This is a genomic window from Paraburkholderia sediminicola, from assembly GCF_046027825.1.
Taxonomy (GTDB): domain Bacteria; phylum Pseudomonadota; class Gammaproteobacteria; order Burkholderiales; family Burkholderiaceae; genus Paraburkholderia; species Paraburkholderia sediminicola_D.
In genome coordinates, this window is sequence record NZ_JAQQDU010000009.1 from 53,353 (window position 1) to 78,824 (window position 25,472).

Sequence of the window (25,472 nt, forward strand, 5' to 3'; positions counted from 1 at the left end):
GTTAAGTCAACACGCAATGTGCTGCAAGACTTCGACGTTATTTTCGCAGCGCCGCGACCATCTTGATTTCGATTAACAACTCGGGACGCGCCAGTGATGCCACACCGAGAATCGTCCATGCAGGGAAGTCGGAACGGATATAGCGCTCCTTGACGGCCCGGAAATCACCGAGTTGTGACGCTACGTCCACGTGATACGAAACCAGTTCAACGAGATCGGTAAAGTCGAGACCGAGGTTGCGAAGAATGACTTCGGCACGCTTGAACGCCAGATCAATTTGCTCTTCAACCGACACCGGAATGGTCCCGTCCGCTCGCACCCCTACCTGCCCTGCAATGAAGACCAGACCGTTCGCCGACACAGCAGGCGAATATTGGAAAAGGTCGAAGATCTTGTTGCCGCCGAACGTCTCATCGTTTTCGGGCAATCGCAGGCGCTCAATCTTGCTCATTTTTTACCTCTACGAAGTTCGTGTTCTGGTACTGCCAATTTTGCCTGACGGGCAGCATCACAAGTCAAGACGTAACCGTGGTCCAACCTCGGCAAAACCCGCGCACAGGTAGAACGCAAGTGTCCGGGCCCAACGGGGCTGGTCAGGAGCGCCAACGTCGAGTCGTTTCCATCCTCCCACCTACGTCACGCAACTGTGGCAAACCTGTTGATTCACCGGCACGGCGCGAGCTGCGACGCCCACCAGGGGGCGGGGTATTACTTCCGGAACGGATAGGGGGAGGATTTTTGGATTGCGAAAATACCTGTATGAATGTACAGTGTTTCGCATCGATTTTCGCACCGGCGAGCAGGCACTTTTTTCGGGAGAGGCTTCATGGATATGCACGTTCGCAAGCCTGTCAGCCACCCGATGCCGGAAATTGCCGCGTTTGTCGCCGACCTGAAGTCGGCGTTTGGCGAACGGGAAATTGATGAGGCCATCCGTCGCGGCAAGGCGGGCGAGCCGACGTTTTATGCATGTGAGAACGGCCTTTCGGTGGGAACCGCTAGCCTGACGGAAACGGATGTCTGGCGTGTTGACGGCGCCGTGCGCGACCGCCACTACTGTGACGGTTGCGACAGTTCGTGCGTCGGAGGGGATGTATCCTGCGGCGACAGATTGAAGCGCGTCACCAAGGAGAAAGAATAGTGAAACGGGTTGGATTCGGGTTGCTTCTCCTGGTATGCATGTCGTCCGCATTCGCGGGCGAGCACTACATAGAAATCTGGAACCCGCCCGAAGCACGCGGTGGGTTGCATCAAGGAACAGGCGTGCCGAAGGTGCCAACGCAGAGGCGGCGCGTGCCGCATCTGGTCAAGACACGGGCACATCGCGCTCCCACCGCAGTCGCGAAGACGATCGCAAAGCAACCGCCGTCCGGCGAAGCAACGAGAACGCTTGCTCCTGATGTACTTGATATCCCCCGGCAGATCACGCCAGAGGGGAATATCCTTCGCGTCGATGCACGCAATGCTCGTGTCGAGGTATCACGCTGATGGAAGCTGAGCGCTACAAGGGGTATGCGATATGGGGCCACGCCATACTTCAGCAAGAAGACATTCTTCAGCTGGAGCGCTATGCGTCAAGCGGCACTATCACTCAAAACAATGCCTTTATTGAGGCGTCAGGCGTCCTTGGCCATTTCGATACCGAAGATGAAGCGCAACAAGCCGGGCTGTCTTGGGCGCGGGCCTGGATAGATAACCACGGTTAGTGGGAAGCTGCCAGACCCGGGTCCTGCCTCTAATTGTTGTACTGCGTCATATCGTAGTACGTGATCCCATTCTGCCCACCCCCCAACTGCACGACTCGCGAACCACCGGACGTCAACGGCGGGAACGGGCAATTCGTGCAAGTCTGCACGCCCGCGGCATTGACGCTCGCGAAGACGGTAGTTTGATACTGAGCGACCGTCGTGTTGTTCGGTGCGCCGATCGAGAAGCCGTCGATTGCAGTCGTCGAACCGTAGTCCGTTCCAGGGTAAGCCTGGATCTGGACGGACGTCACCGGATAGGTGGGACTCGGTCCTGTCACAACGCTCGACCACGTCACGCTCATCGCGTACTGCACGCCGGCCAGCGACCCGCTCGGCGTGAGGAACTGGGTCGCGAAGCTCGGCAGCAGCGTCGGCCACGCGACCGCGCTGCCCGCTGCCGCGTTCAACGGACTGCCCGGATTGATGATCGACGACTGGCCGAGCTGCGCGCCGTTCTGGTCGTAGAACGTGACGGTGTAGGTCGCATAGAGCGGCACGGTGCTTGCGTCGATCGATTGCGCCGAATAGGAGCCGCTCGAGGCCGGCGGCGTGAAGTTCGCGGTTGACGACAGCGACTGCCATGACCAGCGATACAGCTCCGTATTGCTGTTGGTCAGCGCCGGTGCAACCGGCGCCGCGTTCAACGGCAGATCCGACAGACCCAGCGAGCTGATGCCGACCGCATTGCGCAGCATCAGCCAGACCGGCGCAGCAAGGCCGGGTCCCGTAACGGAAGCCGAATACACCGTCGGATTCAAGGTGGTCGGAATCGAAATCTTGAGACCCGACTCGTAACGGTTCACGTCATTCAGCTTCGTATCGAGGAAGGTGCGACGCTGGATTTGCGACATGATCGACACAGCGAATTGCGACTGATTGCCGATCAGATCCCAGCCGAGTTGCGTACCGTTGCCGAGCGCGACGGGCGTGGGGAGCTGTTGCACGATGGTGTAGAGCACACCGGCTGCCGCGCCGCTCGCCAGCGTGAACGGCAACTGCACGAACGCAAGCTGCTTGCCGTTGCGCGTGAAGAAGGCGAGCGTCTTCGGCGAACCGAACACCGCACCAGTCAAGACCGCATCGGTCAGACCGTGGGCTACGGCCAGATCGGTCGAGCCGCTTTCGAGGTAGGCGGAGTCGATTGCCGGCGAGCACAACGTGTTGAGCGTGCCGTTCGCCGCGCAGGAAGTCAGCAGGGACGCAAGCGGCTCCAGATAGTTCGCTGCTGCGGGGGGCGCTGCCAGCGTGGCCGACTGGGCAGTCTGGTTGTTCAGCACGACAGTCGTGCCTGGCGCCGCATTCGACAGCAGCAACAAGCCGCCGTTAGCCGCCGACACCACCGACACCGTGTCGATCACCGCATCGGCGCCGGTGTGGTTCGGCGTAAAGGCCGCGCCAATCGGATCGAAGCCCGCCGTCGGGATGCCGTTCTGCGCGAGGATTTTCGCGAGTATCGTGTCGAGCGTGATGGTGGCGATCTGCACGGACGGCAGCGTCACCTTGGCCAGCGCCGTGGCGGACGCGAGGTCGAGCGGGTTGCCCGAGGCCGTCAGCATGGCGGCAATCGCGGTGGTCAGCGTGGTGACGTTGGCGACAGCCGGCGCGGTGCCCGTCGGCAGCTTGGCGAGCACGGAGACGAGCGGGGCGGAGATGCCGGCGGCGTCGGCGGCAACGATCAGGAACGGCGCGGTCATGCCCTTGACCGAGATCGTGTACGCGCCCTGGGTGTTGGTGGTTGTCGTCGCCTGAGCGCCGGTCGCATCGGTCAGCGTGACGGTCGCGCCGACTAAAGCGGTGCCGGCGGCGACCGTGCCGCCCACCGACGTGGCCGTAACCGCCGCCGGCGCGCTCGAAGACGTCGAGCTACTGGAACCGCCGCCGCCGCAACCGCCGAGCTGGAACAAGACAAAGGCCACGGCGGCCGCGACGCCGGTGCGCACTAACGATCGATGCATGAATTTCCCCGATGCTCTGCTTATATGTTTCGTTTGTTCTTTCGGCAGATTATGCCGATGAGTGCGGCTGTGATTGCCGCGCGCTAGCGCCGGATTGAATGCGGATTATCTGCAGCCATTAATCGATAAATCGATAAACGGCACATTCATGACGGGCTTTAGCGAGTTCGGAGAATACTTCAAAGCGGCGCGCTTGTGTCGCGCGCCGGGGAAGAGCCGTTTAGCGTTTCAATTATTTGCCCAACTCGTGTCCGATAACCCCGCCGACTACCGCGCCGCCGACCGTGCCGACCGCGCTGTGATCGGTCGCCTCGTTGCCGATGACACCGCCCGCCGCCGCACCGCCAAGGGTGCAGCCGGTCGTGACTGTGAGCAGCGCCAATATCGTTGCAAGCATGCCCAGACCAGATAGGTTCCGCATGATGTCACCTCGGATGTGTGTCGATACAACGGGGCAGCAATCCCCATGCCCGCGTCTGTATTACGAGTGTCCGTAGGGTTCACGGTCCATTGCCGCTGGGGCGCTGAAACGGGTTTGCTGGACCCATCCGCGCTTGCTAGACTGCCCTTCGCAACCCAACTGCAAGCGCGTTTTTGCCGTGGTACGCCCGCCTGGCGTTCACGTCCGCGGCGCGATCAATCGGAGACGCCATGTCGTACATGCTGCTTATCGTCGAACCCCCGAATCAACGCATCGAACGCGGCGAGCAGGCCGGGCGGGAGGTTTACGACCAGATGGTGCGTTTTGCCGCCGACCTCAAAGAGCGTGGCAAGCTGGTCGCAGTCGAATCGCTGACCTCCGCCAGTGACGCCGTGCGCGTGCAGGTGCGCGATGGAAAGCCCAAACTGCTCGATGGCCCGTTCGCCGAAGCCAAGGAAATGATCGGCGGTTTCTTCCTGCTCAATTGTGAGAGCCGGGAAGAAGCGTTGGAGATTGCGCAAGCCTGCCCGGCGGCCTCATGGTGCACCGTCGAAGTCCGCAAGCTCGGACCTTGTTTCATGTAAGCGGGCTCGCCCATTCGCGGCTATTTTCCAGGGTTTTCCCTGAACCGACGACAAATATGTCGATCCGGTCGCGCATCGCTCGTCGTGTGAGTAAGGAGCCAGCAAACAGATAACGGCTCGCCACTTACCACTCGTCACTCAAGGAGCGATTGCGATGCGATTCATGATCATAGTGAAGGCGACTGCCGCCAGCGAAGCCGGCGTGATGCCTGAAGCGGCCCTGATGGGCGCGATGGGCACCTACCACGAAGAACTTGCCAAGGCCGGTGTGCTACTCGACGCAACCGGCTTGCAACCGAGTTCGAAAGGCTGGCGCATCCGCTACAACGCGGGCAAGCGCACGCTGATTGACGGTCCGTTCGTGGAAACCAAGGAACTGATCGCCGGCTACACGCTGATTCAGGTTCGCTCCCGCGACGAAGCCATGGAATGGGCGCGGCGGTTTCCGGCGCCGTTCGGCGAGCAGGCCGACGGTGAAATCGAAGTGCGGCAGTTGATGGAACTCGAAGACTTCGAGCCGAGCCCGGAACTGGAGCGTTTCCAAAAGCTGGACGCGGCCAAACATTGATCCCGACGCCGATCCGAGCGCCGAACGCGGCGCCGATCCGGCCACATCGAAAGGATTCATCATGCTCAAAGCCATTCTGATCGCCGTCGTCGCGGCGGTGGGTCTAGTGCTCATCTACGCGGCGACGCGGCCCGACAACTTTCGCATTGAACGCAGCGTGCGCATCGAGGCGCCGCCTGAGCGGATCTACGCGCTGATCGACGACCTGCATCAATTCAATCGCTGGAATCCATTCCTGCGGCAGGATCCCGCGACGCAAGGCACCTACAGCGGCACGCCAAGCGGCAAGGGGGCGCGTTACGCGTGGCAAAGCGACAAAGTCGGCGTGGGGCAGATGGAAATCGTCGATACGGCGGCGCCGTCGAGCGTGACGCTGAACCTCGATTTCATCAAGCCGTACGAAGCGCATAACATCGCTGATTTCACGTTGAAACCGGAGGGCGGCGCGACTCAGGTCACCTGGGCGATGCATGGACCTTCGCCGTTTCTGTCGAAGCTGATCGAGGTGTTCGTTAGCATGGACCGGATGGTCGGCAAGGATTTCGAAGACGGCCTGGGCAACCTGAAAACGCTGGCCGAGGCAAGCTGAATACGCGGGATCGTTGCATAGGCGGCGCATTGTGACGCAATGGGCTGCCTCAGCGAGCACACAACCGGATCAATGGATTCCATCATGCATAAGCAGATCTACGTCAATCTCGCCGTCGACAACCTCGAACGGTCGAAGGCGTTTTTCAGCGCGATCGGCTTCAGCTTCGATGCGCAATTCACCAACGAGCAGGCCGCATGTCTGGTCCTCGGCGAGAACCTGTACGCGATGCTGCTGGTCAAGGACCTGTTCAAGTCTTTCACGCGCAAGTCGCTTTGCAATCCGAAGGAAAGCACCGAGGCGTTGGTGGGCCTGTCATGTGAGAGCCGGGGCGACGTGGATGCGCTGGTCGCGAAGGCGCTTGCCGCCGGCGGCGCGGTGCCGCGCGCGCCGCAGGACTACGGCTTCATGTACGGGCACGGCTTTGAAGATATCGACGGACACATCTGGGAGCTGATCTACATGGACCCGAACGCCAAGGCAGCGGGCTGATCCCGTGACGAAGCCGGCCACCCATCGTGCCATCGAGGCAGTCTGGCGGATCGAGTCCGCCAAGGTCATCGCCCACGTCGCGCGGATCGTGCGCGACGTGGGGCTCGCCGAAGAGCTGGCGCAGGACGCGCTGGTGGCGGCGCTCGAACATTGGCCTGACGCGGGCGTACCCGACAATCCGGGAGCGTGGCTGATGGCGACTGCGAAGAACCGCGCCCTCGACCGCTTGCGCCAGGAAGCGCTGCATGCCCGCAAGCGCGAAGAGCTGGGCCATGATCTCGACGCACTGGAGGCGCACCTCGTGCCGGATTTCGTCGATAGCCTCGATGCCGCACGCGCCGACGATATCGGCGACGACCTGCTGCGGCTGGTATTCACGGCGTGCCACCCGGTGCTATCCACCGACGCACGTGTCGCGCTGACGCTGCGTCTGCTCGGTGGCCTCACCACGGACGAAATCGCGCGCGCGTTCCTCGTGCCCGAGCCGACGATCGCGCAGCGCATCGTGCGGGCCAAGCGCACGCTGTCTGCCGCCAAGGTGCCATTCGAGGTGCCGCAAGCGGATGCGCGTGCGCCGCGACTCGCGTCGGTACTGCAGGTGATCTATCTGATTTTCAACGAAGGCTATTCGGCCACGGCCGGCGACGACTGGATGCGTCCGGCGTTGTGCGAGGAAGCGCTGCGGCTTGGGCGCGTGCTGAGCGGGCTCGTGCCTGACGAAAGCGAAGTGCATGGCCTCGTCGCGTTGATGGAAATCCAGGCCTCACGCACGCATGCGCGCACCGATGCCGAGGGCCGGCCGGTGCTCCTGCTCGACCAGGATCGCAGCCGCTGGGACCCGCTGCTGATCCGTCGCGGGCTGGCTGCGCTCGCCACCTCGCACGCGTTGGGCGGCGCGAGCGGCCCGTATGCGTTGCAGGCGGCGCTGGCGGCGTGTCATGCGCGCGCCCGCCGTGCCGAAGACACCGACTGGGCGCAGATCGTCGCGCTGTACGACGCGCTGGCGCAGGTGGCGCCTTCGCCGGTAGTCGAATTGAATCGGGCGGTGGCAGTGGGCATGGCGTTCGGGCCGGCTGCCGGTCTGGAAATCGTCGATGCGCTTGCCGCCGATGCGGCGCTCGCGAACTATCACTGGCTGCCGAGCGTGCGCGGCGATCTGCTGGAGAAACTCGGCCGCGTGGAGGAGGCGCGCGCCGAATTCGAACGCGCCGCGGCCATGACGCGCAATGCGCGCGAGCGTGAGCTGTTGCTCGAGCGTGCCGCGCGCGGCATCGCGCATTGAACCGTAGGCAACTAACTTACCGGATCAACTGGCGCACGCCCAACGCGACGATCAGGCCGCCGCACACGCGATCGATCCACGCCTTACAGCGCCGGTAAGCCGACGCAATCCGCGCGTGCGACAACGTGAGCGCGACGAACCCATACCAACTGCTCGCGACCACGCACACCATGCCGAGCATCGCGGCAAATGTCCCCACGCTCACATGCGGCGGTGCGGCGGATGAGAACACCGCGGCAAAGAACGCCATCGACTTTGGATTCGCAATGTTGGTCGCGAAGCCCTGCGCGAATGCTTGCCGGAAGCCGCCTGCCGAAGCCTGCACGCTTTGCACAGGCTTGCCCTTGGAGGCGTTCGCGATGAGGCGTCCGCCGAACCAGATCAGGTAACCGGCGCCGGCGATCTTCACCGCCAGCGCGAGCCACGGAAACGCGGTGAACACGATGCCGACGCCAAGAATCGCGCAACTTGCCCAGAACAGATTGACGAGCACGATGCCGGCGACCATCGCGAGCGCCTCGATGCGCGTTGCCGACGCTGCTTTGTGCGCGACCGCAACGAAGTTCGGGCCGGGGATCACCACGCCGGCCACATACACGGAGAAGACGCCTAGTACTGCGGACCCATCAATCACACACCCCTCCTTCATTCATCCATCCAGCAAAGCGCAGCGCAGTCCGTCCCCGCACTCGCCGCGCCGTTCGCCCAATCAAGCCGAAAAGAACGCCATCGCGCCCGTGATCACGCCCGCCGCCGCAATACCGAATGACAGATTGCGCAGCCATTTCTTGCGGGTCAGCAACGTGATCGCGCACAGCGCGATCGCGACCTGAATCAAGGTGGTGGCCTGCGCCCAGCGATGATGGCCGTGCAGCAGCACTTCACTTTTGGCGTCATTGTCCACCACCTCTTTTTCGATCGCTTCAGCCTTCACGCGAATCGGCTCCTTCTGTTCCTTGTACTTGTCGACGTCGGCGACGAACTTTGCATGTGCGTCGGCATTGCCAAGCGACAGCGCCGCGCCGAGTTCAGCAAGATTCTCTTTCTCGCCCTTGGCCTGGTAGTAGTTCCATTGATTCGACGCTTCGGTCTTTTTAATCGCGGCTTCGTTCTTGTAGTACAACGCCAGATTTTCGCTGTTGCCACTCTGGTAGGCGCACAGTGCGCCGATCGTCGCGAGGATCGCCGTCATCACGGCCATGCGGCTCGCAAAGGGGTCCTCGTCGTGGTGGCCGGCGTGTTCAACCGCATGGTCATGCGGACCATGCACTTCATATTCTTCAGACATCTGATTCTCCGAGCCAGGCTTTTCTTGTGATCGCCGGGCGGCGCGCATGGCGGTGGCACATGCGCGGGCAACGCAGCAAGCGCTGCGTGGCCGCCCGGCGGCCTCAATCTTAGCGTGAGGCGCTCGGAGATGGACAAGGTATCAGCCGTCGGCTTGCCTCAATGAACGCCGATGGCCAGCCACGTCCGTACGAGGGGGATGACGTGCTCGCCAGCCAGCATGCCGAGCAGGCCGACCAGAGCGACCGTCGGCGGCGCGGGCGATTTCACCTGCATCACGCTGTAGAGCAAACCGACCACCACACCGGCAGCGAGTGAGATCAAATACGCTTTCATTTTCGTTGCATCCATCTGAAATGCGGGCAGCCACGCCCGCCGGTTGCTTCGGCCATCACATCGTGATGACGACCCGGCCGCGCGTGCCGGCGGCCACCGCGTCGTAGGCCTCGCGTGCGCGTTCGAGCGGAAATTCCTGCGCGATGGCTGGCGCTTGCAGCTTGCCGCTTTCGAAACCCTCCACCAGCGCCGTCATCAGCGGCGCCGATTCGGCGACGCCCAGTTTGGCGCTATCCACGCCGAGCAGTTGCGTTTCGTTGTGGTAGAAATCAATCAGGTCCAATTCCACACGGCGCTGACCCGTGGCGCTGATTTCCAGCACCCGGCCGCGGCGCTTGACGAGACTCAGTGCGGTCGCAAACGCGACACCGCCGACCGTGTCGTACACCACGTCCGCACCGGCGCCGCCGGTCAGCGCCTTCAGGCGCGCGGTCACGTTTTCGTCGAACGGAACGTAGTCGTCGATCAGGCGGCCCGCAGGCGTATCGGCGGAAAGCGGATGGCGGTCCGTGGCAATCACGCGCGCGCCCCGCGCTTTCGCGATCTGCACCACCGCGCCGCCGACGCCGCCACCCGCACCGATCACGACAATCGTCTCGCCCGCTTGCAGGTGGGCGTACTCGACCGTGCCGAGCCATGCGACCACGAAGTTCACGCCGATCGCGGAGGCCGCCGAGTGGCTGAGTGTGGTGGGCTTGCGCGACAGGGCGGCGAGCGGGATCTTGATGAACTGGGCGTGCGTGCCGTCACGCGTGAAGCCGATATCGCCGCCGGTGCCCCACACTTCGGCGCCGAGCCATGCCTGCGGGCCGTCCACCACGACGCCGCTGAAGTCGCGGCCGGGCGTGCGCGGCAAGACGGTGTGTTCGAAATGGCCAGACACATTCTTGACGTCGCTCGGATTCACCGAGGCCGCCTTGATCTGCACGACGGCGCTGTCCGCGTCGGCTTGGGGCGTCGGCAGATCGACGTATTCGAGCACCTCGGGGCTGCCAAACGTCTTGAACTGAATCGCTTTCATTGCGTGTCACTCCTGTCGGGTCTTGTGCTGCGGTGTGCAGCCGATGAGCGTAGTCTAGGTGACCGGCACAAAGGCGTCGAGACAAAGACTTTCGAATTTCGGACAAGGCGTGCCGCGGGCCCAAGGACGAGCAACACGCGGCGCTGCCAGGCCGATAGCGTGAGTGGCTCGTCCGTCAGCGCGAGTCGTTTAGCTGACGGCTAGTGGCTCGGCGGGCAGCGCGAACGGGTGAGTCAACGGCACGAATGGCTTACCCGTCAGCGCGCTGCTCAGCCGGCAGGAAGTGGCCCGGTCCCCCGCGCGAAGCGCTCACCTGTCAGCAGGCTGCTTGTCTCGACCTTACTCTGGCGACGCTTCAGGAGCCGCCTCGCTCAGCGTGCTACTCGCATCGAAACCTGTGGGCGGCGCACCGAGTTCACGCCGGAACATGTCGCTGAAGCTGCTCGGCTGGAAGCCCAGCGAGCGCGCGATGCTGCTGACCGAGCGTCCTTCGGCCAGGCCTGACACGGCCACCGCCAGTTGCACCTGACGCCGCCATTCGGCAAAGCCCACTCCCAGCTCACGCGTGAAGAGGCGCGCCAGCGTGCGCACGCTCGCACCGACCGATGCCGCATGCTGTTCGAAGCTGATCGCGATCGACGGGTTCTCGATCACCGCCCGGCACAACGCATCGAGCCGCCGGTCCGACGCATCGGGCAGCGCGATGCGCAGCGACGAGCGCGGCGCGTGCCCCAACTCCAGCATCGCGAGACGATAGGCGGCTTCGAGATAGGTTTCGTCCCGAGCATGGGTGCGCTCGTATTCCGCAATCGACGTGATGAGTTCGCGCAGCAGGCCGTTGATCTCGAATACGTCGCTGCGCTTGCTCAGGTGGCCGACGTTGCGCTCGTGCAGATAGAGATTGCGCATCTCTACCTCGCTCATCATGTGAATGGAGTGGACCGTGCCGGCGGGCAGCCAGACCGCGCGCTGCGGCGGCACGACCAGCGCTTCGCGGCCGACTTCCACCCACATCACGCCCGACACCGCGTACAGCACCTGCGCCCACGTGTGCGAATGCGGGTCGATGCGCAGCCCACGCGGATAGCGCCGTGCGAGCGAGCGGGCGTCGGCGTCGTCGTGGAGTTCGGGTGGGCGGGCTTGGGACACGGCGGCTCGGTTCGCTGTTTGCGGTTCGCGCACAAAGATTGCGGACCTTGGCGATCCGTGTGCGAAGCATAGCGTGAGGCGCGAAACGGTGCAAAAACCGTGCATTCTCCCGGCGCGCCTACGGCCGATGTCCCATCAGCAGCAGCAACAACGACAGGGTGACGACCGATCCCACCGTCGACAGCAAGATCGTGCGCGAGGTGATGTGCGCTTCGCGCCGGTAGAACTCGGCCAGCATGAATGGGCCGGTGCCGGTGGGCAACGCGGCCAGCACGACAGCCATCTCGACCAGCGTGGCTGAGAGGCCGAATACGCGCGCCGCGAGCCACCAGGTCAGTGCCGGCTGCCCGAGCAGCTTGAAGCCGGTCAGCAGCAGCGAGATGCCGCGCGAGCCGGGCTCGGACGGACGCTTTTCCGCAAGGAACAGGCCGAGACTCACCAGCGCGCACGGACTGGCGGCGCCGCTCAGCAGCTTCAGAAACGTCTCCGCGCTTTGCGGCAATGCGACGTGAGTGCTCGCGAACAGCACACCCGCAATCGGCGACACGATCAGCGGATTGCGCGCCAGCGAACCCAGCACTTTCAACCCCAGCTTGTGCGGCGTGCGTTCGGTCTGCAAGCCCACTTCGATTAGCACGATCGCGAGCGCGAACAGCACGCACGCGACCAGGATCGTGGCGATCGTGGTCGGCGTGAGGCTGGCTGAGCCGAACGCGATCATGCCGAGCGGAAAACCGATGTAGCCGGTGTTCGGATACGACGCGGCAATCGCGTCGACGCTTGCATCCGCCAGATGCCGGCCGCTCATCAAGCGCATGACGAGAATCAGCAGAAACACGCTGACGCAACCGATCGAAAACGTCGCGACGAAAGCCGGTTGATAGAGCTGCTGCCAGGTGGCGTGCGCCATCGTGTCGAACAGCAGAGCCGGCAGCGCCAGCCAGACCACGAAGCGATTCAGCTCGGACGCGGAGTTCGGTCCAAGCACGCCGCGCCGGCGACAGGCAAAGCCCGCGAAAATCAAACCAAACACGGGAAGCAGAATCTCGAGAGTAGCTAACATCGATGCAAAAGGCGTGGACGGACAGAGCGATGCGCCAGCGTAGTGGCTTGCGTTGATACAATCCAATACTGTTTTTTGTCTTCAACAATACCTTTTTTGCATCGTCATCCAGCCCGAGGGCGTCGTGATCGATATCAAGCCGCTACGCTACTTTGTGACACTCGCCGAGACGCGCCATTTTGGCCGGGCGGCGGCACGCCTGAATCTGTCGCAGCCGCCTTTGAGCCGGCAGTTGGCAGCACTGGAGGCGAGCCTGGGCGTGACGCTGCTCGAACGCAGTCCGCGCAGCGTCACGCTCACTGCGGCCGGCGAGCGCTTTTACGCCGATGCGAAGGCGATCCTCGCGTCCGTGGAACAGGCGGTCAGCAACGCGCAAGCCGCGGCGCACGGCGACGCCGGCAAGCTCGCCATCGGCTTCACGATGTGCTCCGCGTACAACGTCGTGCCCGGCTATGCGCGTGCGTTCGGCGCGGCGTTTCCCGGGGTCGCACTGAATCTGCGCGAGGTCGTCTCGAACGATCTGGCCGCGCAAGTGCTGGCCGGACAGATCGACGCGGCGATCATGTTTCCGGGCGTGCCCGACAAGGGCATCGCGACCCGGACGATCCTCCGCGAGCCTTTGTGCGTTGCGCTGTCGCGCAGCCATCCGCGAGCCCGCGCGCGGCGTCTGAAAATCGGGCAACTGGCGGGCGAGCCGTTCGTGCTGGCGTCCGAGGAAGTCGCGCCGATCTTGCGCGCGACCATCCTCGAGCATTGCCGCTCGGGCGGCTTCGAACCGGATATCCGCTTTGAAGTGCAGTTGCAGCAGACCGTGCTCAGCCTCGTCGATGAAGGCGTGGGGGTGGCGCTGGTGCCCGCTTCGATGCGCAAGATGCAACTCGCGGGCGTGGTGTTCCGGCCGCTGGTCGATGCGCCGTTGATCGAGCAGGTGCTGGCGTGGTCGCCGGCTAATCGCAATCCGTGTCTGGCGCGGTTTCTCGAACTGGCGTGAGGGGCTGCTTCACGAATTCGCCAGACGGTCCGTGGCGTCGGCCGGGTCTGCCGGGTCGGCTGGATAGCGCTTGGCGTCCTGCCTGAGGCGCCGCCGGCACCAGAACGTCCAGATCGTTAAGCCAGAATAGACGCCGTAACGCAGCACCTCGGAGGCGAGCGCCGAGCGCGGATCGTTTGGCCATTGCCAGACGATCAGGGTGCGCAAAAGATTCTCGCCCGTCATGCCGAGGCCCCAGACGAGTGTCATAAACCGGATATAGGCGACGAGCGTAGGGCGCTCGCGCCAATGCTTTTCGTATCTTTCGACGCTGCGATGATCTTCGCGCGCCATCGTCGAGCGGCCGAGGTAGAACACCAGTGGCCTTGGGAAGGCCAGTGAGACGAGGAACGATACGCCGATCATCCCCGAGACCATTGGATCTTCTAGCGCTCGTATGCGCGAGCCGCCGCCTGCAGCCATCGCGATCAGCGACAGCACGATGCCGGCCAGCACGATTGCGCTGAGCGCGTCGAAATGGCTGTGGCGCACCAGGTCCCAGATCATCCACGCGATCAAGGGCAGCGCCGATGCCACCAGCGCGCCAAGTTGGCCATAGTGCGGGAAAGCAAGCCGGTAGGCGAGCCACGGCAAGGCGAGGTTCACGATCAGCGCGGAGACGTAACGCAAGCGGGCTTTCATGGACGGAACGGCGGTGAGCGTGGCAATGACGCGCGAGTCGCGCACGCCGGTCTTCGCCGTGCTTGTCGCGCTGGCGTGGCTGCGCATGCGTATCCAGGGAGTGTAGGGCGAAGCCCCCTCGCATGCCAGCGTTTGCAGCGCGCCGCGAGCGCCGCCAGGATGGTGGCAGCGCACCTGGCGCGCAAAAAATCTGCGATCATCCCAGCCACGTTTCAGCGCTTCCCAGCCAGAAGCGTCCATGCCAACCACCCGCCCATCTATGTCGACCCGCCCCACGCTCCTCACCACCGACCGCCTGATCATGCGTCCGCACACGCGCGACGATTTCCTCGATAGCTATGCGATGTGGTCCGATCCCGAAGTGATCCGCTATATCGGCGGCAAGCCGTTCACGCGCGAAGAAGTCTGGGCGCGCCTGCTGCGCTACGCCGGACATTGGGCGATGCTGGGATACGGCTATTGGGTGGTGCGGGAAAAGGACGGCGGCCGGTTCCTCGGCGAAGTCGGGTTTGCCGACTACCACCGCGAGATCGAGCCTTCGTTGATGGAGACGCCTGAAGTGGGCTGGGCACTGGACCCGGCCGTGCACAATCGCGGCTACGCGACCGAAGCGGTGCGCGCCGCACTCGCCTGGGCCGACGCACATTGGCCGGGCGGCGACACGGCCTGCATCATCGCGCCGGAAAACCAGCCGTCGCTGAACGTCGCGCGCAAGTGCGGCTATCGCGAACAGCTTCGCACGACGTACAAAGGCCAGCCGACCATCATGCTGCGGAGAGCGGCAGGGATGGTGTGACCCGCCGCACGAGACATCGTCTGAAATCTCGTTAGTTTCTTCAGGCTGTGAAGTCTCGGAATCGCGGAGCCGGCGCATGCCGGGCCCGCGAACCGGTACGCCTGCTCGCCTTATTGACCGCCTTTGCTCGCCGCTGCCCGCTGCTGCGCGATCAGGTCAACCAGCCGCTCAACCTGCTTGCCCTGTGCATCGAAGTTGCCGGCATCGAGCCAGCGCGCGTAGCTCGGACGCAGCGCAGGCCATTCGCTGTCGATGATCGAAAACCACGCGGTATCGCGATTGCGTTCGTGATACACGATCGCCTGCCGAAAGATCCCTTCGAACGTAAAGCCATAGCGCAGCGCTGCCGTGCGCGACGGTCCATTCAGCGAATCGCACTTCCATTCGAAGCGGCGATAGCCGAGGTCGTCGAACACGTGGTTCAGCAGCAGGAACATCGCTTCGGTGGCGATGCGCGTGCGCTTCAGGCGCGGCGAATAGGTGACGTGCCCGACTTCGATCACGCCGTTCGCGCGGTCGATCCGCATCAGCGCGAGCGTGCCGACTGCCTTGCCGGTTGCCAGATCGATCACCGCGTGGTGCAGCGGATCGGGGGAGGCGGCCATACGCGTCAGATGCTCGCGATACGCGGCGAGGCTCTCGAACGGCCCGACCGCCAGATAGGTCCAGTCGCGGCCATCGGGCGCGGAACTGTAGGCCTCGTACAGATCCGCAGCATGGCGGTCCACATCCACCGGCTCGATCCGGCAATAGCTGCCCACCAGCGGCGCGCGGCCAGGCGCCTGGGCGCCGCTCCAGCCCGGCACGGGCGCGCCGATCGGCTGCTCGAAGGCGTTACGTCTGGGTTCCATGTCTGCTCTCCTGTCGAAGGTGGGTGATCGCTGCTTATGGAGAACGATACGGCAAACGTGGTATGTTAAAAAGATCCAGCCGAACAGTATTTGATAGGTCCAGCCAAAATGATCGAGATCATTGGCCCGCTCGCCAACCCGGCCGCTGCGGCCACCGCGGGCGGTAGCGAAAAGCCCGCGCCGCTGCAAAAGCAGTTGATCGAACGTTTGCAGCAGGCCATCCTCGCGGGGCGTTTGCCGGCGGGGTCGCTGCTGCCGTCGTCACGCTTGCTGGCGGCGGAGATGGGCGTGTCGCGCAACACGGTAGTGATCGCCTTCGAGCATCTGGCCGCGGTCGGCTATGTCGTGGCCAACAAAAAGGGCACGCGCGTGAGTCCGCTCTTCAACCCTTCTGCACGCGGTGAGCCGCGGACACCGCCGGTCGCGCCGGAGGTCACCTACGCGGCGCGCGTCGAGCAATTCGCGGCGACGCGCACCCATGCCGACAACACCCTGCCGCTGACGCCGGGCACGCCCGCGCTTGACCATTTTCCGGTCGCTGCCTGGCGGCGCGCGCTTGAACGTTCAATGGAGCGTGCGTTGCCGCTCGCGCTCGGCTACGGCGACCCGGCGGGCGAACCGGCGCTGCGCGACGCGATCGCCGCGCATTTGCGGATGGCGCGGGGTGTCCGCTGTGACGGCGCGCAGGTGGTGATCACCGAAGGTGCGCAGGAGGCGCTTAACCTGTGCGTGCGGCTGTTCACCAATCCGGGCGACATCGCGTGGGTGGAAGATCCGGGCTATCGCGGCGCCAAGGCCGCCTTCAATCTCGGCGATCTGACCATACTGCCGATGCCGGTCGACCCCGAAGGTATCGCGGTTCCACCCGACGCCTGGCGTGCGCAGGCTCCCAAGCTGATTTACACGTCGCCTGCGCATCAGTATCCGACCGGTGCGGTGTTGTCGGTGGCGCGCCGGCTGGAGCTGATTGCGCAGGCGCGCCGCTGCGGCGCGTGGCTGATCGAAGACGACTACGACGGCGAATTCCGCCATACCGGCGAGCCAATCGCCAGCATGCAAGGGCTGGTCGAGGACGCGCCGGTTTTGTACGTCGGCTCGTTCAGCAAAACGATGTTTCCGGCGCTGCGCATCGGCTTCGTGGTGCTGCCGCGCCCAATCGCCGCGCACACGGCGGTTGCGTTGCAGGAGATGCTGCGCGGCGGGCATCGTCTGGAGCAACTGGCGCTGGCGCATTTCATCGACAGCGGCGAATTCGGGCGGCATCTGGGCCGCATGCGGCGTTTGTACCGCGAGCGCCAGCAGGCGCTGCGCGACGCGCTCACCGCGCATTTCGCGCCGTCGCAGATTCTGGGGGGCAATTGCGGGATGCATCTGACGCTTCGCTTGCCGCCGCACATTTCCGATCGGACCCTCGCCGAACGTGCGCTCGCCGCGCGGCTCAATCCGCGCGCGCTGTCGGGTTTTGCATTGCAGCAGCGCGAGGAGACGAATGGGCTGGTGATCGGGTACGGCAGCACGCCAGCCGGGCAACTGGCGCCCGTCGTCCGCGTCCTGGTTGAGCTGGTGCGCGAGATGGCGGGTGAATCGAGCGGCGAGTCGGAAAATGGGGCAGCAAGCGGGTCGGTAAGCGAGTCGATCACCACGCGCGCTGTGTAAGTTTTTACGTTTGTCCGCGTGGCCCATGTCGCGCTATCGTGTCGTTTATGCGTGGCGATTTCGACGTGCGCGACGTCGACAAATCGCCCGCAGGTCATGCCCAGCGCACTGTCATGCAACATCGCGTGACATGCGGCGCGAGCCTGCCGGGCCGCCGCCGGGTTCGGGCATGAAGCATGCCTTTGTTGTGGTTATCTATGACGATCTATTCGACCGGAGACGACATGAAGGAAATCGAACCGACCGCTTGGTTTGAGCTTGCCGCCCATACGCCCGTGCATGAAGGCTGGTATGAGGTGCAGTTGACGAGCGGGGACACGGCATTTGCGAAATACGGCGACGGCGTTTGGACCGAGAAACCGTTGCTGGTGTTTACGCACTGGCGCGGCCTTTCCGCCGATCCGTCGAAAGCTGCCGACGGCGAGGCAGAATCGATCGGCGCGGAGGCCACCGCGGCTCAGGGCGTGCGCGCCGCATGGAACGCGTTCTTCCCTGGAGTCGGCGAAGAACAGCACAAACCGCTGGACGCCCTGCCCAACGGCAAAGCCCCGCATTGAGTGACGGGATGCCTAGGTGGCTGGGCCGCGTAACAGATCGCGCCGCCTGGCCACCTTCATCAATCCAGTCTCGCACCATCGCGATTGAGCAGAATGCGAATGTCCTCTCCGGCAACGCGCCGGGTGTCAATGCGCTCCTGGGCGGCCAGTGCGGCTGCGTGGCCAATCGCATGACCATAGGAAAAGCACTGCGCCGTCACACGCGCGGACGCTACCGCTTCATGCTGCGCAGACAGGCAGCGCCCGGCGACCAGCAGCGATTCACCCTGGCTCGGCACAAAGCAGCCGAATGGTACTTCGTAGTAGTCGTTGAGGAGCCACTCGACGCGAGGGCGGTTTCCGCTATGCAACTCGATCGGCCACGGTGATCGGGCAATGCCGTCCGCAAACTTGGCACCAGACAGGATGTCGCTGTTACGCAAGGTCTTGACGCCACTTGCCTGACGCGTCTGCCGTACCCCCACCTGCACGGCGGTGTCGTTCATCCAGCTCGCCTCGCATCCCGCCAGATGCTCGCGGAAGAAGCGCGCATATTCGCGTGCCTGAATGCGTCCTTCGAATTCCGCCTCCGAGAAATCGCGATACAGCACGGCGTTGAGTTCGCGGCCATCGGCCCCGGTCACCCGCGTGCAATTGCAGAGCAATTCGCCCGGCCGCGTCGTCGGAAACAGCCATATCTTGGCGCGTGGCAGGTGATAACCGCTCGCGTTCGCCGTGGCGATCTGCGCTGAAACCTCGGTGGGCATGATCGTATCGCTGCCATAGGCCGCCAGGAAGCGCTCGACGTCGACTCCCATCAACCGAAAAATCATCGTGGGATTCTGTACGTGACCGTCGTGCCCCATGGAGGTCGGGAACCCGGCCATCGAGACCAGGTCCGCGTCGCCGGTGGCGTCGATCGTGACGGCAGCGTGCACCCGCACCTTGCCTTCCTTCGTGTAAAGCTGCGCACCTGCCACCCGCTCGCCGTCGAGCAGTACTTCAGTGACCATTGAATGGTAGAGCGTCGTCACGCCAGCTTCCGTGAGCAATGCGTCCGCCGTTTCGCGCCAGGCGAGCGGCTCGTGGACACGCGTATAGGTCTTGCCGTACTTGAGGGGGGCGCTCAACCCATCGCGACCCTCCATCTGCGTGATGAACTCATCGACAAAACCATGCACCAGTTGGCGCGGTGGTGCATTGCCTTCGCTTGCCTCATACAGGCCGCAGATCGTGCCGGAAAGTCCGGCGACCGCGCCGCCGCCACAGAAACCATATCGCTCTACCAGAACGACCTTGCAACCTTGCCGGGCGGCCGTCACCGCAGCAGCCAATCCTGATGCACCGCCGCCGGCCACCAGTACATCGGCGTGCACATCCTGTACCGGTCGCCTATCAACGCCGGGTGCCACATGGGTCGTTGTCATGAATGTATTTCTCGCAAGGGGATACCTCGAGTACGCCGCCAACCCGCCCCCCGGCTACAGCCGGGCGGCAAGTCGGAGCGCGTTTGACAGGATCGTCAAGCCTTGAACAGATCAGACTCCATCGTCTTGAGCTCTTCCGCGATTCGCTTAGGACGAAACTCCATCTGCTCGAGCACGTCTTTGCGGACATCGACACCTTGGGCGATTTCCGTCAGTACGAGGCCATCGGGCTCGACCTGAAACACCGCGCGCTCGGTGATGATCTTGGCAGTCTGCCCACGCTCCCTGACGTTCTTCATCACGGGGTAAGTGATCTGCTCGGCGTTGTTCACAAACTTCTGCACTCGCCCTTCGTTAGCAATGCTCAGGCCTTGGGAAGAAATATCGGTGACCAGTCCGCCGGTGGTAAAGGTGCCGGTGAAAATCAGATCGCGCGCGTTGTGGGCGATGTCGATGAACCCGCCGGCCCCCGGATTGAAGGTCCCGAACCGGCTGACATTCACATTGCCATGCGAATCGAACTGCGCGAAGGCGAGCGCCGCGAATTTGCAATTGCCACCGTTGATGAAATCGAATTGCGACAGGCCGTCGAGCAAGGCTTCCGGATGCAGGTTGGCCGAGAACTGCCAGCCGCTCATGACCAGACCGCCAAAGGTGCCGTGCTCGGTCGTCATCCAGTAGTCGTTGATCTTGTCGCCTTCGAAAAGGCCGTCTTCCCACATCGTCAACGGTGCATCCGACGACGCACCGAAACCGAAAATGCTGACGGTTTTGCGCGGCACCTCGCGTGCGGCGCGGCGGGCCACCACCTTGTCGGGGCCCATGGGCAACGGTGCCAGCCGGCTGAAATCCAGCGATTGGCCGCCGAGATACGCGCTATCGAAATGGGTATCCGTCACCATCATCTGCTCGGAATCGACAACAATGTGGTCGACCAGCACCCCAGGGATCTTGACCTCCTGGACGGCCCGCGTGCGTCGCCCGGTCACACTCCCGACCTGCGCGATGACCTTCCCCCCGCAAGCCTTGACCGCGAGCGCGATGGCCAGCGATGACGACATCAGCGCCTCGCCCTCGAACGACAGGTTCCCGAACTCGTCGGCACTGGTTGCCCGGATGATGCCGACGTCGAGCTTGCGGGTCGGATAGTACAGGTACTCTTCGCCATCGAACTCAACCAGCCGGATGAGATCCTCCTCGCTCCGGTCGGTCAGCTTGCCACCTTGCTGGCGCGGATCGACGTAGGTGCCAAGGCCGATTTTTGTCATGTAGCCGGGGCTGTTGCGCGCCACCTCGCGCAACCAGTGCATGCTCGCGCCGATGGGCCAGCTGTACGCCTCAATCTGGTTCTCGCGGATCAGGCGCATCAATTCCGGGCGGCGGCCGGTTTGCGGGTTGACCGGATTAACATACGAGCCGGAGACGATGCGCTTCATGAGTCCAGGCGCTGCGACCCAGTCCATCCCCCTGATTCCCATCGAGTCCCCGGTGCCGCACGGGAAGTAGAACGACAGGTTACCCGGGGAGCCGTCGGCATCGTAGCGTTCGCGAATCGCCTTGAGGATACTGTCGGGCGTGATCCAACCGATCACGCCGACACTGGCGACGTTGCTTCCGTCGCGAATCATTGAAACGGCCTCGCTGGCCGAGCAGACCTTACTCATACTTTCACCCCGAATTTGGCGAGTGTCGCCTTGGCGACCGGATGGCCGCAGTTTTCAGCAAACAGGAGATTGGCTTCCGCGTCGCGGATTTCACCTTGCACCGCGAAGCTGTCACGGAAATAGCGCTTGGTTGCAACGACTGCAGGTAGCGGCATATCCGCGAGCGAGTGCGCGACGGCCATGGCCATCGGAAGTGCGTCGTCTCCGATAGTCACGTAGTCCGCAAGCCCCAGGCGACACGCCTCGGCGCCGTCGATTTCCTCGATGCCCCAGGCGAGGCGCCGCGCGGTTGCCGGCGTGCAGCGCCCCAACAGGAATTGCAGACCCCAGGGAGGAATCCAGCCAATCCGGACTTCCGGCATGTGCCAACGGCAGCTTGCGTCGGTCACGACGAGATCGCATGCCGCGGCCAGCGCAAACCCGCCGCCCAGACAGAAGCCCGAAACGGCGCACACGACAGGCTTGCTCAGCATGGAGATCGAGCGGGCTACCGCGGCAGTGACTGCCTCGTGCTCGCGCATCTCCGTCAGATTCATCGTGCCGAGTTCTTTAAGATCGCTCCCCGCACAGAAGCCCGGAGTGCTTCCGGTCAGCACAATCGCGTGCACTTGCGGATCGGCGTCGAGTTCGCTTAGCGCGGCGCGCAGCGACTGTACGAGTTCGGTGCCCAACGCATTTCGGCGCTGTGGTCGGTCAATGGTTAGGACGACGACTTTATCGTCACGCTTGGTGATGAGCATGGATGCCTCCTACGTGAATTATTGAATTGCGGCCGGTTCGGTTACCGACGCCGCTTCGCTGTTTGTGCTGCTCCGAGGTGTGGTCTGAATGAACCAGGACGCGACGATGCCGACCACGATGCAGCAGGCGAGGAAAATCCAGCCTTGCGTGTAGTCCTTGCCACTGCTGGTCGTCACGATCAGACTCGCAAAGATCTTGGCGCTGAAGGCGGCCACGACGTAGCCCACGCCATTCACGAATCCCATCGCCTTGCCGTAGACTTCCGGCGTGAAGATTTCGGCAGGTACCGTCAGGAATGGGCCCCAGGCCATATTGGCGGAGAAGCCCATGCCGCAAAGCACGACGGCAAGCAAGGCGTGATTGCCGGATTGCATGGTGGCAATGGTCAGCACGAAGGGGATCAAGCCGGCGAAACACGTCGCGATCATGATCCGGCGGTTGCCGCGGAACACTTTGTCCGAGAGGTAGGCGGACACGAAGCTACCGATCGCTCCCGCACCAAAATAGAGCGCGCTCCAATAGCCCATTGTCGTGAGCTTGAAACCGAATTTGTCAGCGAGATACAGCGGAATCCAGATCGACGCGCCCCAATACGTCACCTGCATCACGACGTCGACGACCACGACTGCGATATAGGAACGGCTCTTGAAAAGGTCGAGGAACGAGAAATTCTTGAGCTTCAGGATCTGACTCTGCACATTCTCGAATTTGTCGCCTTTCAGAATGCCGGCTTCGATCTCCTCCTTGTAGCTGTACTGAAGATCCTCGTGGGTAATGCCGCGATATTGCTCAGGCCGGTCGAAGACGAAGAACACGATCAGAAGCAACGGAAATATGCCGAGTGCACCGGTGATGAAAAACACAGTACGCCAGCTTCCGGTATGGGCCGCCATTTGCGTCGCAAGGATGCTCGCCCACGCCGGCGTGAGAATCCATGCCCACGAGAGAAGCGCCTGCGCCTGGGCACGCCCTTCCTTATTGAACCAGCGCATCAGAATCCGGGCGGACGGTACGTACTCCGTACCGATCAACATGCCGAACAGTGCCATCCGGAAGAAATACTCATATTTGGTGTGAAGAAAGCCCATCCACCAGGTCATGATCGACCACGAGATCACCGAGAAGATCAACATCTTCTTGGCGCCGTACTTGTCGGTCAGTACCCCGGAAATGTATTGAGACGGCCCGTAAAAAATGAGCATGAGAAAGGTGCCGGTACCGATGTCCCCCATGGTCAGCCCGAGGTCCGCTGCGATAAACGGATTGAGCAGGTTGGTTTTCACACGGTCCAGGAACTGGATGCTGTACGCGACCAATAGCGCGATCGCCACTATCCATCGGTAACTGATTTTCATGCGCATAGGTGTCTCCTTAAATTCGCGAGCAAGTACGTCTCGCGTGCACTCGTCTCACGATGATGTTTTTGTGATATGTCAGTAACATGTTGGTACGATATTTAACGGTCACCGATGCGTCAACTGGTGTTTACGCTGCGGCGCTGGTGGTGTTGAACGTCATGAGAATGCGTACGCCGGGGCGATAGGCGGCAAATACGCCGTGACGCTGCGGGCGCCGCCGGATGCGGGTGGCGAGGTCACAATTAGGGACGGGGCCGCGCAGAGCCAGGTGCCGGCGAGGGGGCGGAGGACAGCGTGGAGGAGGCGGCAATCGACAGCCAAGCCCGTTGGACAGGATGTCCGTACGGGGCTAACATGTTAGCAATGTATTTCTGACACTCGCACAATGCCGACGAATGGTGAAGCAGTAGAAACTGGCACGCTCGCCGAGCAGGCCCATCAAAGACTGGAAGAGTTAATCGTTACGCTTGCTTTGGCCCCAGGCAGCGTGTGGTCGGAAGTATCGCTGGCCGAGCGACTCGAAATTGGTAGAACGCCGGTGCGTGAAGCGGCGCAAAGGCTCGAGGCAGCGCATCTCCTGGAGATCGTCCCGCGCCACGGGATCATGATCACCACGCCCAATATTCACGAGCAGTTACTTGTGCTGGAAACGCGCCGCGAACTGGAGCGGCTAATCGCCCAGCGGGCAGCCCGCCGGGCCCTCCCGAACGAACGGGAACAGATGCGCGCGGCCGCCGCTACGCTGGAGGCCGCGGGTGAATCCGGGGACGTTCTAGCGTATTTGCGCAGTTTGTACGTCGCCAACCAGCTCATGGCGCAACTGGCGCGCAACACGTTCGCCGCCGAGGCCATTGCCCCCCTGCATGCGCTATCTCGCCGGTTTTACTACATGCAACACCAGTACCTCAACGACTTGAAAACGGCGAGCCGGTTGCACAGCGACGTCTCAAATGCGATCGCCGCTGGCGACGAGCGAGCAGCCGGCCTCGCGGCCGACGCCATGATGGATTACATTGATGCGTATACGAAAGCGTGTCTGACGCGGGATTTCGAACCACTTCGGGAACCCGCACGAGCGTAGGGCGGACCACTTCGCCAATAGCCAGAATCGATGCTGGCCTCGGTAACTGGTGCTCACGCACTGGCGTGGCCTCTCCACCTACCCGTGGTTTCCTCTCCAGTTCCCTGCGGTCACTTCCGCTTCAGCGCTTCTGCCGCCATTCCGCCGATGTCGATATCCACGTCCGGCGTCTCGCCTGTTTCGAGAATCCACGCCGCGGATAAACCTGACCACGCGAGAATCCATTGCAGTAAGCGCTGCCTTTCGAGTCCGGCGATTTGCGCCACGCGTTCGACGCGCCGCTCGAACCGTCCGGGTATTAGCGCGGACGCCTGGTCCGGATTGCAGAAGATGTTTGCGTAGTCGAAGCCGCGCTCGCCATACAGACCCTTCGGGTCGATCGCCAGCCAGCCACGCGCGCCGAAATCGAGCACGTTCCCATGATGAATATCGCCGTGCAGCACGACCAGGTCTTGTGGTGTAGAGAGCAGGGCGTGTGCGGCGGCGGCACTGTCTGCGAGCCAGCCACCGTATTGCGCTGCCGCGGGCCAGAGGCTCTGGAACCAGCGCGGCAAGCCGATCAGTTCAGGCGGGAGTTTGTTTCTCGGTGCGTGGAGTCGTGCAGCGGCGGCGCAGAGAATGTCGATGGCGTGGTCGTCCGCCTCACTGTTGCCCATGCGGGCCTGGTCCACTAACGCGTGATTGCTTTCGGCGCGCTCCAGCAGCAGGGCGTCGGCATCATGGGCGAGCACGCGGGCCGCGCCGTCGCCGTCCCACCACACCATCAACCGCGCGCCGAATTTCTCTTCGGGTTCCTGCGCAACTTTCAGCATCGCGGCGACGCCATGCTGGCGAACCGGCAACAGGCGGCTGCTGTGCGTGCGGACCGGTTCGCCGTCCGGCAGCAGGTCCCACTTGACGATGTATTCGGCAAACATCGCGCTTCAGGCTGCGAGTGTGGCTGCGTGGACTGCGGCGGCGAGCAAGTCGGCGCGAACCACATGGGCCAACACGAGCGCCTCGAATCCGGCGGCGCGGGCGGCCGTGTCGAACAGGGCGATATTGCTGTCAACGGTATGCAAGCAGACGACGCGCACGGTCTCTCCAACGGTTTGATTGTTTTGCATTTTCGCCTGGAACCGGCGCAGTTGACGGCTTGCCTCACCCGTTTCGCGTGTCCCCGCTACAATCTGTCTGATCCATTTGACGCGGAAGA

29 protein-coding genes are annotated in these 25,472 nt (G+C 63.0%); 12 read left to right on the plus strand and 17 right to left on the minus strand.

Annotated elements, in window-relative coordinates; genetic code table 11:
- Nucleotides 1–37 precede the first annotated feature (37 nt).
- Nucleotides 38–451: a RidA family protein gene (locus PQQ96_RS07040; protein ID WP_408290319.1), complete on the minus strand. Its 414-nt coding sequence runs from the start codon at nt 449–451 to the stop codon at nt 38–40.
- A 375-nt stretch (nt 452–826) separates the two neighbouring features.
- On the opposite strand from PQQ96_RS07040, the gene PQQ96_RS07045 reads away from it, so the two are divergent.
- Nucleotides 827–1,141, plus strand: a complete 315-nt coding sequence (locus tag PQQ96_RS07045; protein ID WP_408290321.1) for a hypothetical protein — start codon at nt 827–829, stop codon at nt 1,139–1,141.
- 346 nt (nt 1,142–1,487) lie between these two features.
- Nucleotides 1,488–1,706, plus strand: coding sequence for a hypothetical protein (locus PQQ96_RS07050; protein WP_408290323.1), 219 nt, complete (start codon nt 1,488–1,490; stop codon nt 1,704–1,706).
- A 29-nt stretch (nt 1,707–1,735) separates the two neighbouring features.
- Here the strand turns inward: PQQ96_RS07050 and PQQ96_RS07055 are convergent, their stop codons facing one another.
- Nucleotides 1,736–3,703: a hypothetical protein gene (locus PQQ96_RS07055; protein WP_408290324.1), complete on the minus strand. Its 1,968-nt coding sequence runs from the start codon at nt 3,701–3,703 to the stop codon at nt 1,736–1,738.
- Nucleotides 3,704–3,935: 232 nt separating this feature from the next.
- Nucleotides 3,936–4,100 carry a glycine zipper 2TM domain-containing protein gene (locus PQQ96_RS07060; protein WP_408290468.1) on the minus strand — a complete coding sequence of 55 codons (165 nt, stop codon included), beginning with the start codon at nt 4,098–4,100 and terminating at the stop codon, nt 3,936–3,938.
- A gap of 254 nt (nt 4,101–4,354) precedes the next feature.
- On the opposite strand from PQQ96_RS07060, the gene PQQ96_RS07065 reads away from it, so the two are divergent.
- The 5 genes from PQQ96_RS07065 to PQQ96_RS07085 all read left to right on the plus strand — a co-directional run bounded on the left by PQQ96_RS07065 (nt 4,355) and on the right by PQQ96_RS07085 (nt 7,639).
- Nucleotides 4,355–4,708, plus strand: coding sequence for a YciI family protein (locus PQQ96_RS07065; protein WP_408290325.1), 354 nt, complete (start codon nt 4,355–4,357; stop codon nt 4,706–4,708).
- Nucleotides 4,709–4,862: 154 nt separating this feature from the next.
- Nucleotides 4,863–5,276 carry a YciI family protein gene (locus PQQ96_RS07070; protein ID WP_408290327.1) on the plus strand — a complete coding sequence of 138 codons (414 nt, stop codon included), beginning with the start codon at nt 4,863–4,865 and terminating at the stop codon, nt 5,274–5,276.
- A 61-nt stretch (nt 5,277–5,337) separates the two neighbouring features.
- On the plus strand, nt 5,338–5,865 hold the full coding sequence (locus PQQ96_RS07075) for an SRPBCC family protein (protein ID WP_408290328.1): 528 nt from the start codon (nt 5,338–5,340) through the stop codon (nt 5,863–5,865).
- 84 nt (nt 5,866–5,949) lie between these two features.
- Entirely contained in the window at nt 5,950–6,357 is a 408-nt protein-coding gene (locus PQQ96_RS07080; protein WP_408290329.1) for a VOC family protein, read from the plus strand.
- A 4-nt stretch (nt 6,358–6,361) separates the two neighbouring features.
- Nucleotides 6,362–7,639, plus strand: coding sequence for an RNA polymerase sigma factor (locus PQQ96_RS07085; RefSeq protein ID WP_408290331.1), 1,278 nt, complete (start codon nt 6,362–6,364; stop codon nt 7,637–7,639).
- Between the two features lie 16 nt (nt 7,640–7,655).
- Here PQQ96_RS07085 and PQQ96_RS07090 read toward each other — a convergent pair whose 3' ends face one another.
- The 6 genes from PQQ96_RS07090 to PQQ96_RS07115 form a co-directional block, all read right to left on the minus strand.
- Nucleotides 7,656–8,273, minus strand: coding sequence for a LysE family translocator (locus PQQ96_RS07090; protein WP_408290333.1), 618 nt, complete (start codon nt 8,271–8,273; stop codon nt 7,656–7,658).
- Between the two features lie 75 nt (nt 8,274–8,348).
- Nucleotides 8,349–8,927 carry a DUF4337 domain-containing protein gene (locus tag PQQ96_RS07095; protein ID WP_408290335.1) on the minus strand — a complete coding sequence of 193 codons (579 nt, stop codon included), beginning with the start codon at nt 8,925–8,927 and terminating at the stop codon, nt 8,349–8,351.
- A 158-nt stretch (nt 8,928–9,085) separates the two neighbouring features.
- Nucleotides 9,086–9,262, minus strand: a complete 177-nt coding sequence (locus tag PQQ96_RS07100; RefSeq protein ID WP_074290155.1) for a DUF1427 family protein — start codon at nt 9,260–9,262, stop codon at nt 9,086–9,088.
- A 55-nt stretch (nt 9,263–9,317) separates the two neighbouring features.
- A complete protein-coding gene (locus tag PQQ96_RS07105; RefSeq protein WP_408290336.1) occupies nt 9,318–10,283 on the minus strand; it encodes a quinone oxidoreductase family protein in 966 nt (321 codons plus the stop codon).
- Between the two features lie 339 nt (nt 10,284–10,622).
- Nucleotides 10,623–11,432 carry an AraC family transcriptional regulator gene (locus PQQ96_RS07110; RefSeq protein WP_408290338.1) on the minus strand — a complete coding sequence of 270 codons (810 nt, stop codon included), beginning with the start codon at nt 11,430–11,432 and terminating at the stop codon, nt 10,623–10,625.
- 118 nt (nt 11,433–11,550) lie between these two features.
- On the minus strand, nt 11,551–12,495 hold the full coding sequence (locus tag PQQ96_RS07115) for an AEC family transporter (RefSeq protein ID WP_408290340.1): 945 nt from the start codon (nt 12,493–12,495) through the stop codon (nt 11,551–11,553).
- Nucleotides 12,496–12,619: 124 nt separating this feature from the next.
- Here PQQ96_RS07115 and PQQ96_RS07120 point away from each other — a divergent pair, with 124 nt between their 5' ends.
- On the plus strand, nt 12,620–13,486 hold the full coding sequence (locus PQQ96_RS07120; protein WP_408290342.1) for a LysR family transcriptional regulator: 867 nt from the start codon (nt 12,620–12,622) through the stop codon (nt 13,484–13,486).
- 9 nt (nt 13,487–13,495) lie between these two features.
- On the opposite strand, the gene PQQ96_RS07125 is transcribed toward PQQ96_RS07120, so the two are convergent.
- A complete protein-coding gene (locus tag PQQ96_RS07125; protein WP_408290470.1) occupies nt 13,496–14,167 on the minus strand; it encodes a VC0807 family protein in 672 nt (223 codons plus the stop codon).
- A gap of 259 nt (nt 14,168–14,426) precedes the next feature.
- Here PQQ96_RS07125 and PQQ96_RS07130 point away from each other — a divergent pair, with 259 nt between their 5' ends.
- Nucleotides 14,427–14,963 (plus strand): GNAT family N-acetyltransferase, encoded by a 537-nt coding sequence (locus PQQ96_RS07130; RefSeq protein WP_408290471.1) that lies wholly within the window; start codon nt 14,427–14,429, stop codon nt 14,961–14,963.
- Between the two features lie 110 nt (nt 14,964–15,073).
- On the opposite strand, the gene PQQ96_RS07135 is transcribed toward PQQ96_RS07130, so the two are convergent.
- Complete coding sequence (locus PQQ96_RS07135) at nt 15,074–15,814, minus strand: GNAT family N-acetyltransferase (protein WP_408290344.1); 741 nt, start codon at nt 15,812–15,814, stop codon at nt 15,074–15,076.
- A gap of 108 nt (nt 15,815–15,922) precedes the next feature.
- Here PQQ96_RS07135 and pdxR point away from each other — a divergent pair, with 108 nt between their 5' ends.
- Nucleotides 15,923–17,470, plus strand: a complete 1,548-nt coding sequence (pdxR, locus tag PQQ96_RS07140) for a MocR-like pyridoxine biosynthesis transcription factor PdxR (RefSeq protein WP_408290346.1) — start codon at nt 15,923–15,925, stop codon at nt 17,468–17,470.
- A 224-nt stretch (nt 17,471–17,694) separates the two neighbouring features.
- Nucleotides 17,695–18,027, plus strand: a complete 333-nt coding sequence (locus PQQ96_RS07145) for a hypothetical protein (RefSeq protein ID WP_408290348.1) — start codon at nt 17,695–17,697, stop codon at nt 18,025–18,027.
- Nucleotides 18,028–18,086: 59 nt separating this feature from the next.
- Here the strand turns inward: PQQ96_RS07145 and PQQ96_RS07150 are convergent, their stop codons facing one another.
- The 4 genes from PQQ96_RS07150 to PQQ96_RS07165 form a co-directional block, all read right to left on the minus strand.
- Nucleotides 18,087–19,433 (minus strand): FAD-dependent oxidoreductase, encoded by a 1,347-nt coding sequence (locus PQQ96_RS07150; RefSeq protein WP_408290350.1) that lies wholly within the window; start codon nt 19,431–19,433, stop codon nt 18,087–18,089.
- 95 nt (nt 19,434–19,528) lie between these two features.
- Nucleotides 19,529–21,097 carry an acyl CoA:acetate/3-ketoacid CoA transferase gene (locus tag PQQ96_RS07155; RefSeq protein ID WP_408290351.1) on the minus strand — a complete coding sequence of 523 codons (1,569 nt, stop codon included), beginning with the start codon at nt 21,095–21,097 and terminating at the stop codon, nt 19,529–19,531.
- The gene (locus PQQ96_RS07160) at nt 21,094–21,837 is read right to left on the minus strand and encodes an enoyl-CoA hydratase/isomerase family protein (RefSeq protein WP_408290353.1); all 744 of its coding nucleotides are present in this window, start codon (nt 21,835–21,837) and stop codon (nt 21,094–21,096) included. Before PQQ96_RS07160 ends, PQQ96_RS07155 begins: the two co-directional genes overlap by 4 nt.
- Nucleotides 21,838–21,855: 18 nt before the next feature.
- Nucleotides 21,856–23,193: an MFS transporter gene (locus tag PQQ96_RS07165; protein ID WP_408290355.1), complete on the minus strand. Its 1,338-nt coding sequence runs from the start codon at nt 23,191–23,193 to the stop codon at nt 21,856–21,858.
- Nucleotides 23,194–23,581: 388 nt separating this feature from the next.
- On the opposite strand from PQQ96_RS07165, the gene PQQ96_RS07170 reads away from it, so the two are divergent.
- A complete protein-coding gene (locus tag PQQ96_RS07170; RefSeq protein ID WP_408290356.1) occupies nt 23,582–24,277 on the plus strand; it encodes a GntR family transcriptional regulator in 696 nt (231 codons plus the stop codon).
- A gap of 110 nt (nt 24,278–24,387) precedes the next feature.
- Here the strand turns inward: PQQ96_RS07170 and PQQ96_RS07175 are convergent, their stop codons facing one another.
- Nucleotides 24,388–25,194, minus strand: a complete 807-nt coding sequence (locus PQQ96_RS07175; protein WP_408290358.1) for an aminoglycoside phosphotransferase family protein — start codon at nt 25,192–25,194, stop codon at nt 24,388–24,390.
- A gap of 6 nt (nt 25,195–25,200) precedes the next feature.
- A complete protein-coding gene (locus tag PQQ96_RS07180; protein WP_408290359.1) occupies nt 25,201–25,383 on the minus strand; it encodes a hypothetical protein in 183 nt (60 codons plus the stop codon).
- Between the last annotated feature and the right edge of the window lie 89 nt (nt 25,384–25,472).

What these genes read in the sequence shown, in the direction of transcription:
- PQQ96_RS07170 (WP_408290356.1), top strand. Translation starts at nt 23,582, where the DNA reads ATGCCGACGAATGGTGAAGCAGTAGAAACTGGCACGCTCGCCGAGCAG.
- PQQ96_RS07125 (WP_408290470.1), bottom strand. Translation starts at nt 14,167, where the DNA reads ATGAAAGCCCGCTTGCGTTACGTCTCCGCGCTGATCGTGAACCTCGCC.
- PQQ96_RS07050 (WP_408290323.1), top strand. Translation starts at nt 1,488, where the DNA reads ATGGAAGCTGAGCGCTACAAGGGGTATGCGATATGGGGCCACGCCATA.
- PQQ96_RS07045 (WP_408290321.1), top strand. Translation starts at nt 827, where the DNA reads ATGGATATGCACGTTCGCAAGCCTGTCAGCCACCCGATGCCGGAAATT.
- PQQ96_RS07160 (WP_408290353.1), bottom strand. Translation starts at nt 21,837, where the DNA reads ATGCTCATCACCAAGCGTGACGATAAAGTCGTCGTCCTAACCATTGAC.
- pdxR (WP_408290346.1), top strand. Translation starts at nt 15,923, where the DNA reads ATGATCGAGATCATTGGCCCGCTCGCCAACCCGGCCGCTGCGGCCACC.
- PQQ96_RS07075 (WP_408290328.1), top strand. Translation starts at nt 5,338, where the DNA reads ATGCTCAAAGCCATTCTGATCGCCGTCGTCGCGGCGGTGGGTCTAGTG.
- PQQ96_RS07055 (WP_408290324.1), bottom strand. Translation starts at nt 3,703, where the DNA reads ATGCATCGATCGTTAGTGCGCACCGGCGTCGCGGCCGCCGTGGCCTTT.
- PQQ96_RS07135 (WP_408290344.1), bottom strand. Translation starts at nt 15,814, where the DNA reads ATGGAACCCAGACGTAACGCCTTCGAGCAGCCGATCGGCGCGCCCGTG.
- PQQ96_RS07115 (WP_408290340.1), bottom strand. Translation starts at nt 12,495, where the DNA reads ATGTTAGCTACTCTCGAGATTCTGCTTCCCGTGTTTGGTTTGATTTTC.
- PQQ96_RS07065 (WP_408290325.1), top strand. Translation starts at nt 4,355, where the DNA reads ATGTCGTACATGCTGCTTATCGTCGAACCCCCGAATCAACGCATCGAA.
- PQQ96_RS07040 (WP_408290319.1), bottom strand. Translation starts at nt 451, where the DNA reads ATGAGCAAGATTGAGCGCCTGCGATTGCCCGAAAACGATGAGACGTTC.
- PQQ96_RS07175 (WP_408290358.1), bottom strand. Translation starts at nt 25,194, where the DNA reads ATGTTTGCCGAATACATCGTCAAGTGGGACCTGCTGCCGGACGGCGAA.
- PQQ96_RS07105 (WP_408290336.1), bottom strand. Translation starts at nt 10,283, where the DNA reads ATGAAAGCGATTCAGTTCAAGACGTTTGGCAGCCCCGAGGTGCTCGAA.
- PQQ96_RS07095 (WP_408290335.1), bottom strand. Translation starts at nt 8,927, where the DNA reads ATGTCTGAAGAATATGAAGTGCATGGTCCGCATGACCATGCGGTTGAA.
- PQQ96_RS07150 (WP_408290350.1), bottom strand. Translation starts at nt 19,433, where the DNA reads ATGACAACGACCCATGTGGCACCCGGCGTTGATAGGCGACCGGTACAG.
- PQQ96_RS07100 (WP_074290155.1), bottom strand. Translation starts at nt 9,262, where the DNA reads ATGAAAGCGTATTTGATCTCACTCGCTGCCGGTGTGGTGGTCGGTTTG.
- PQQ96_RS07180 (WP_408290359.1), bottom strand. Translation starts at nt 25,383, where the DNA reads ATGCAAAACAATCAAACCGTTGGAGAGACCGTGCGCGTCGTCTGCTTG.
- PQQ96_RS07165 (WP_408290355.1), bottom strand. Translation starts at nt 23,193, where the DNA reads ATGAAAATCAGTTACCGATGGATAGTGGCGATCGCGCTATTGGTCGCG.
- PQQ96_RS07155 (WP_408290351.1), bottom strand. Translation starts at nt 21,097, where the DNA reads ATGAGTAAGGTCTGCTCGGCCAGCGAGGCCGTTTCAATGATTCGCGAC.
- PQQ96_RS07130 (WP_408290471.1), top strand. Translation starts at nt 14,427, where the DNA reads ATGTCGACCCGCCCCACGCTCCTCACCACCGACCGCCTGATCATGCGT.
- PQQ96_RS07070 (WP_408290327.1), top strand. Translation starts at nt 4,863, where the DNA reads ATGCGATTCATGATCATAGTGAAGGCGACTGCCGCCAGCGAAGCCGGC.
- PQQ96_RS07145 (WP_408290348.1), top strand. Translation starts at nt 17,695, where the DNA reads ATGAAGGAAATCGAACCGACCGCTTGGTTTGAGCTTGCCGCCCATACG.
- PQQ96_RS07080 (WP_408290329.1), top strand. Translation starts at nt 5,950, where the DNA reads ATGCATAAGCAGATCTACGTCAATCTCGCCGTCGACAACCTCGAACGG.
- PQQ96_RS07060 (WP_408290468.1), bottom strand. Translation starts at nt 4,100, where the DNA reads ATGCTTGCAACGATATTGGCGCTGCTCACAGTCACGACCGGCTGCACC.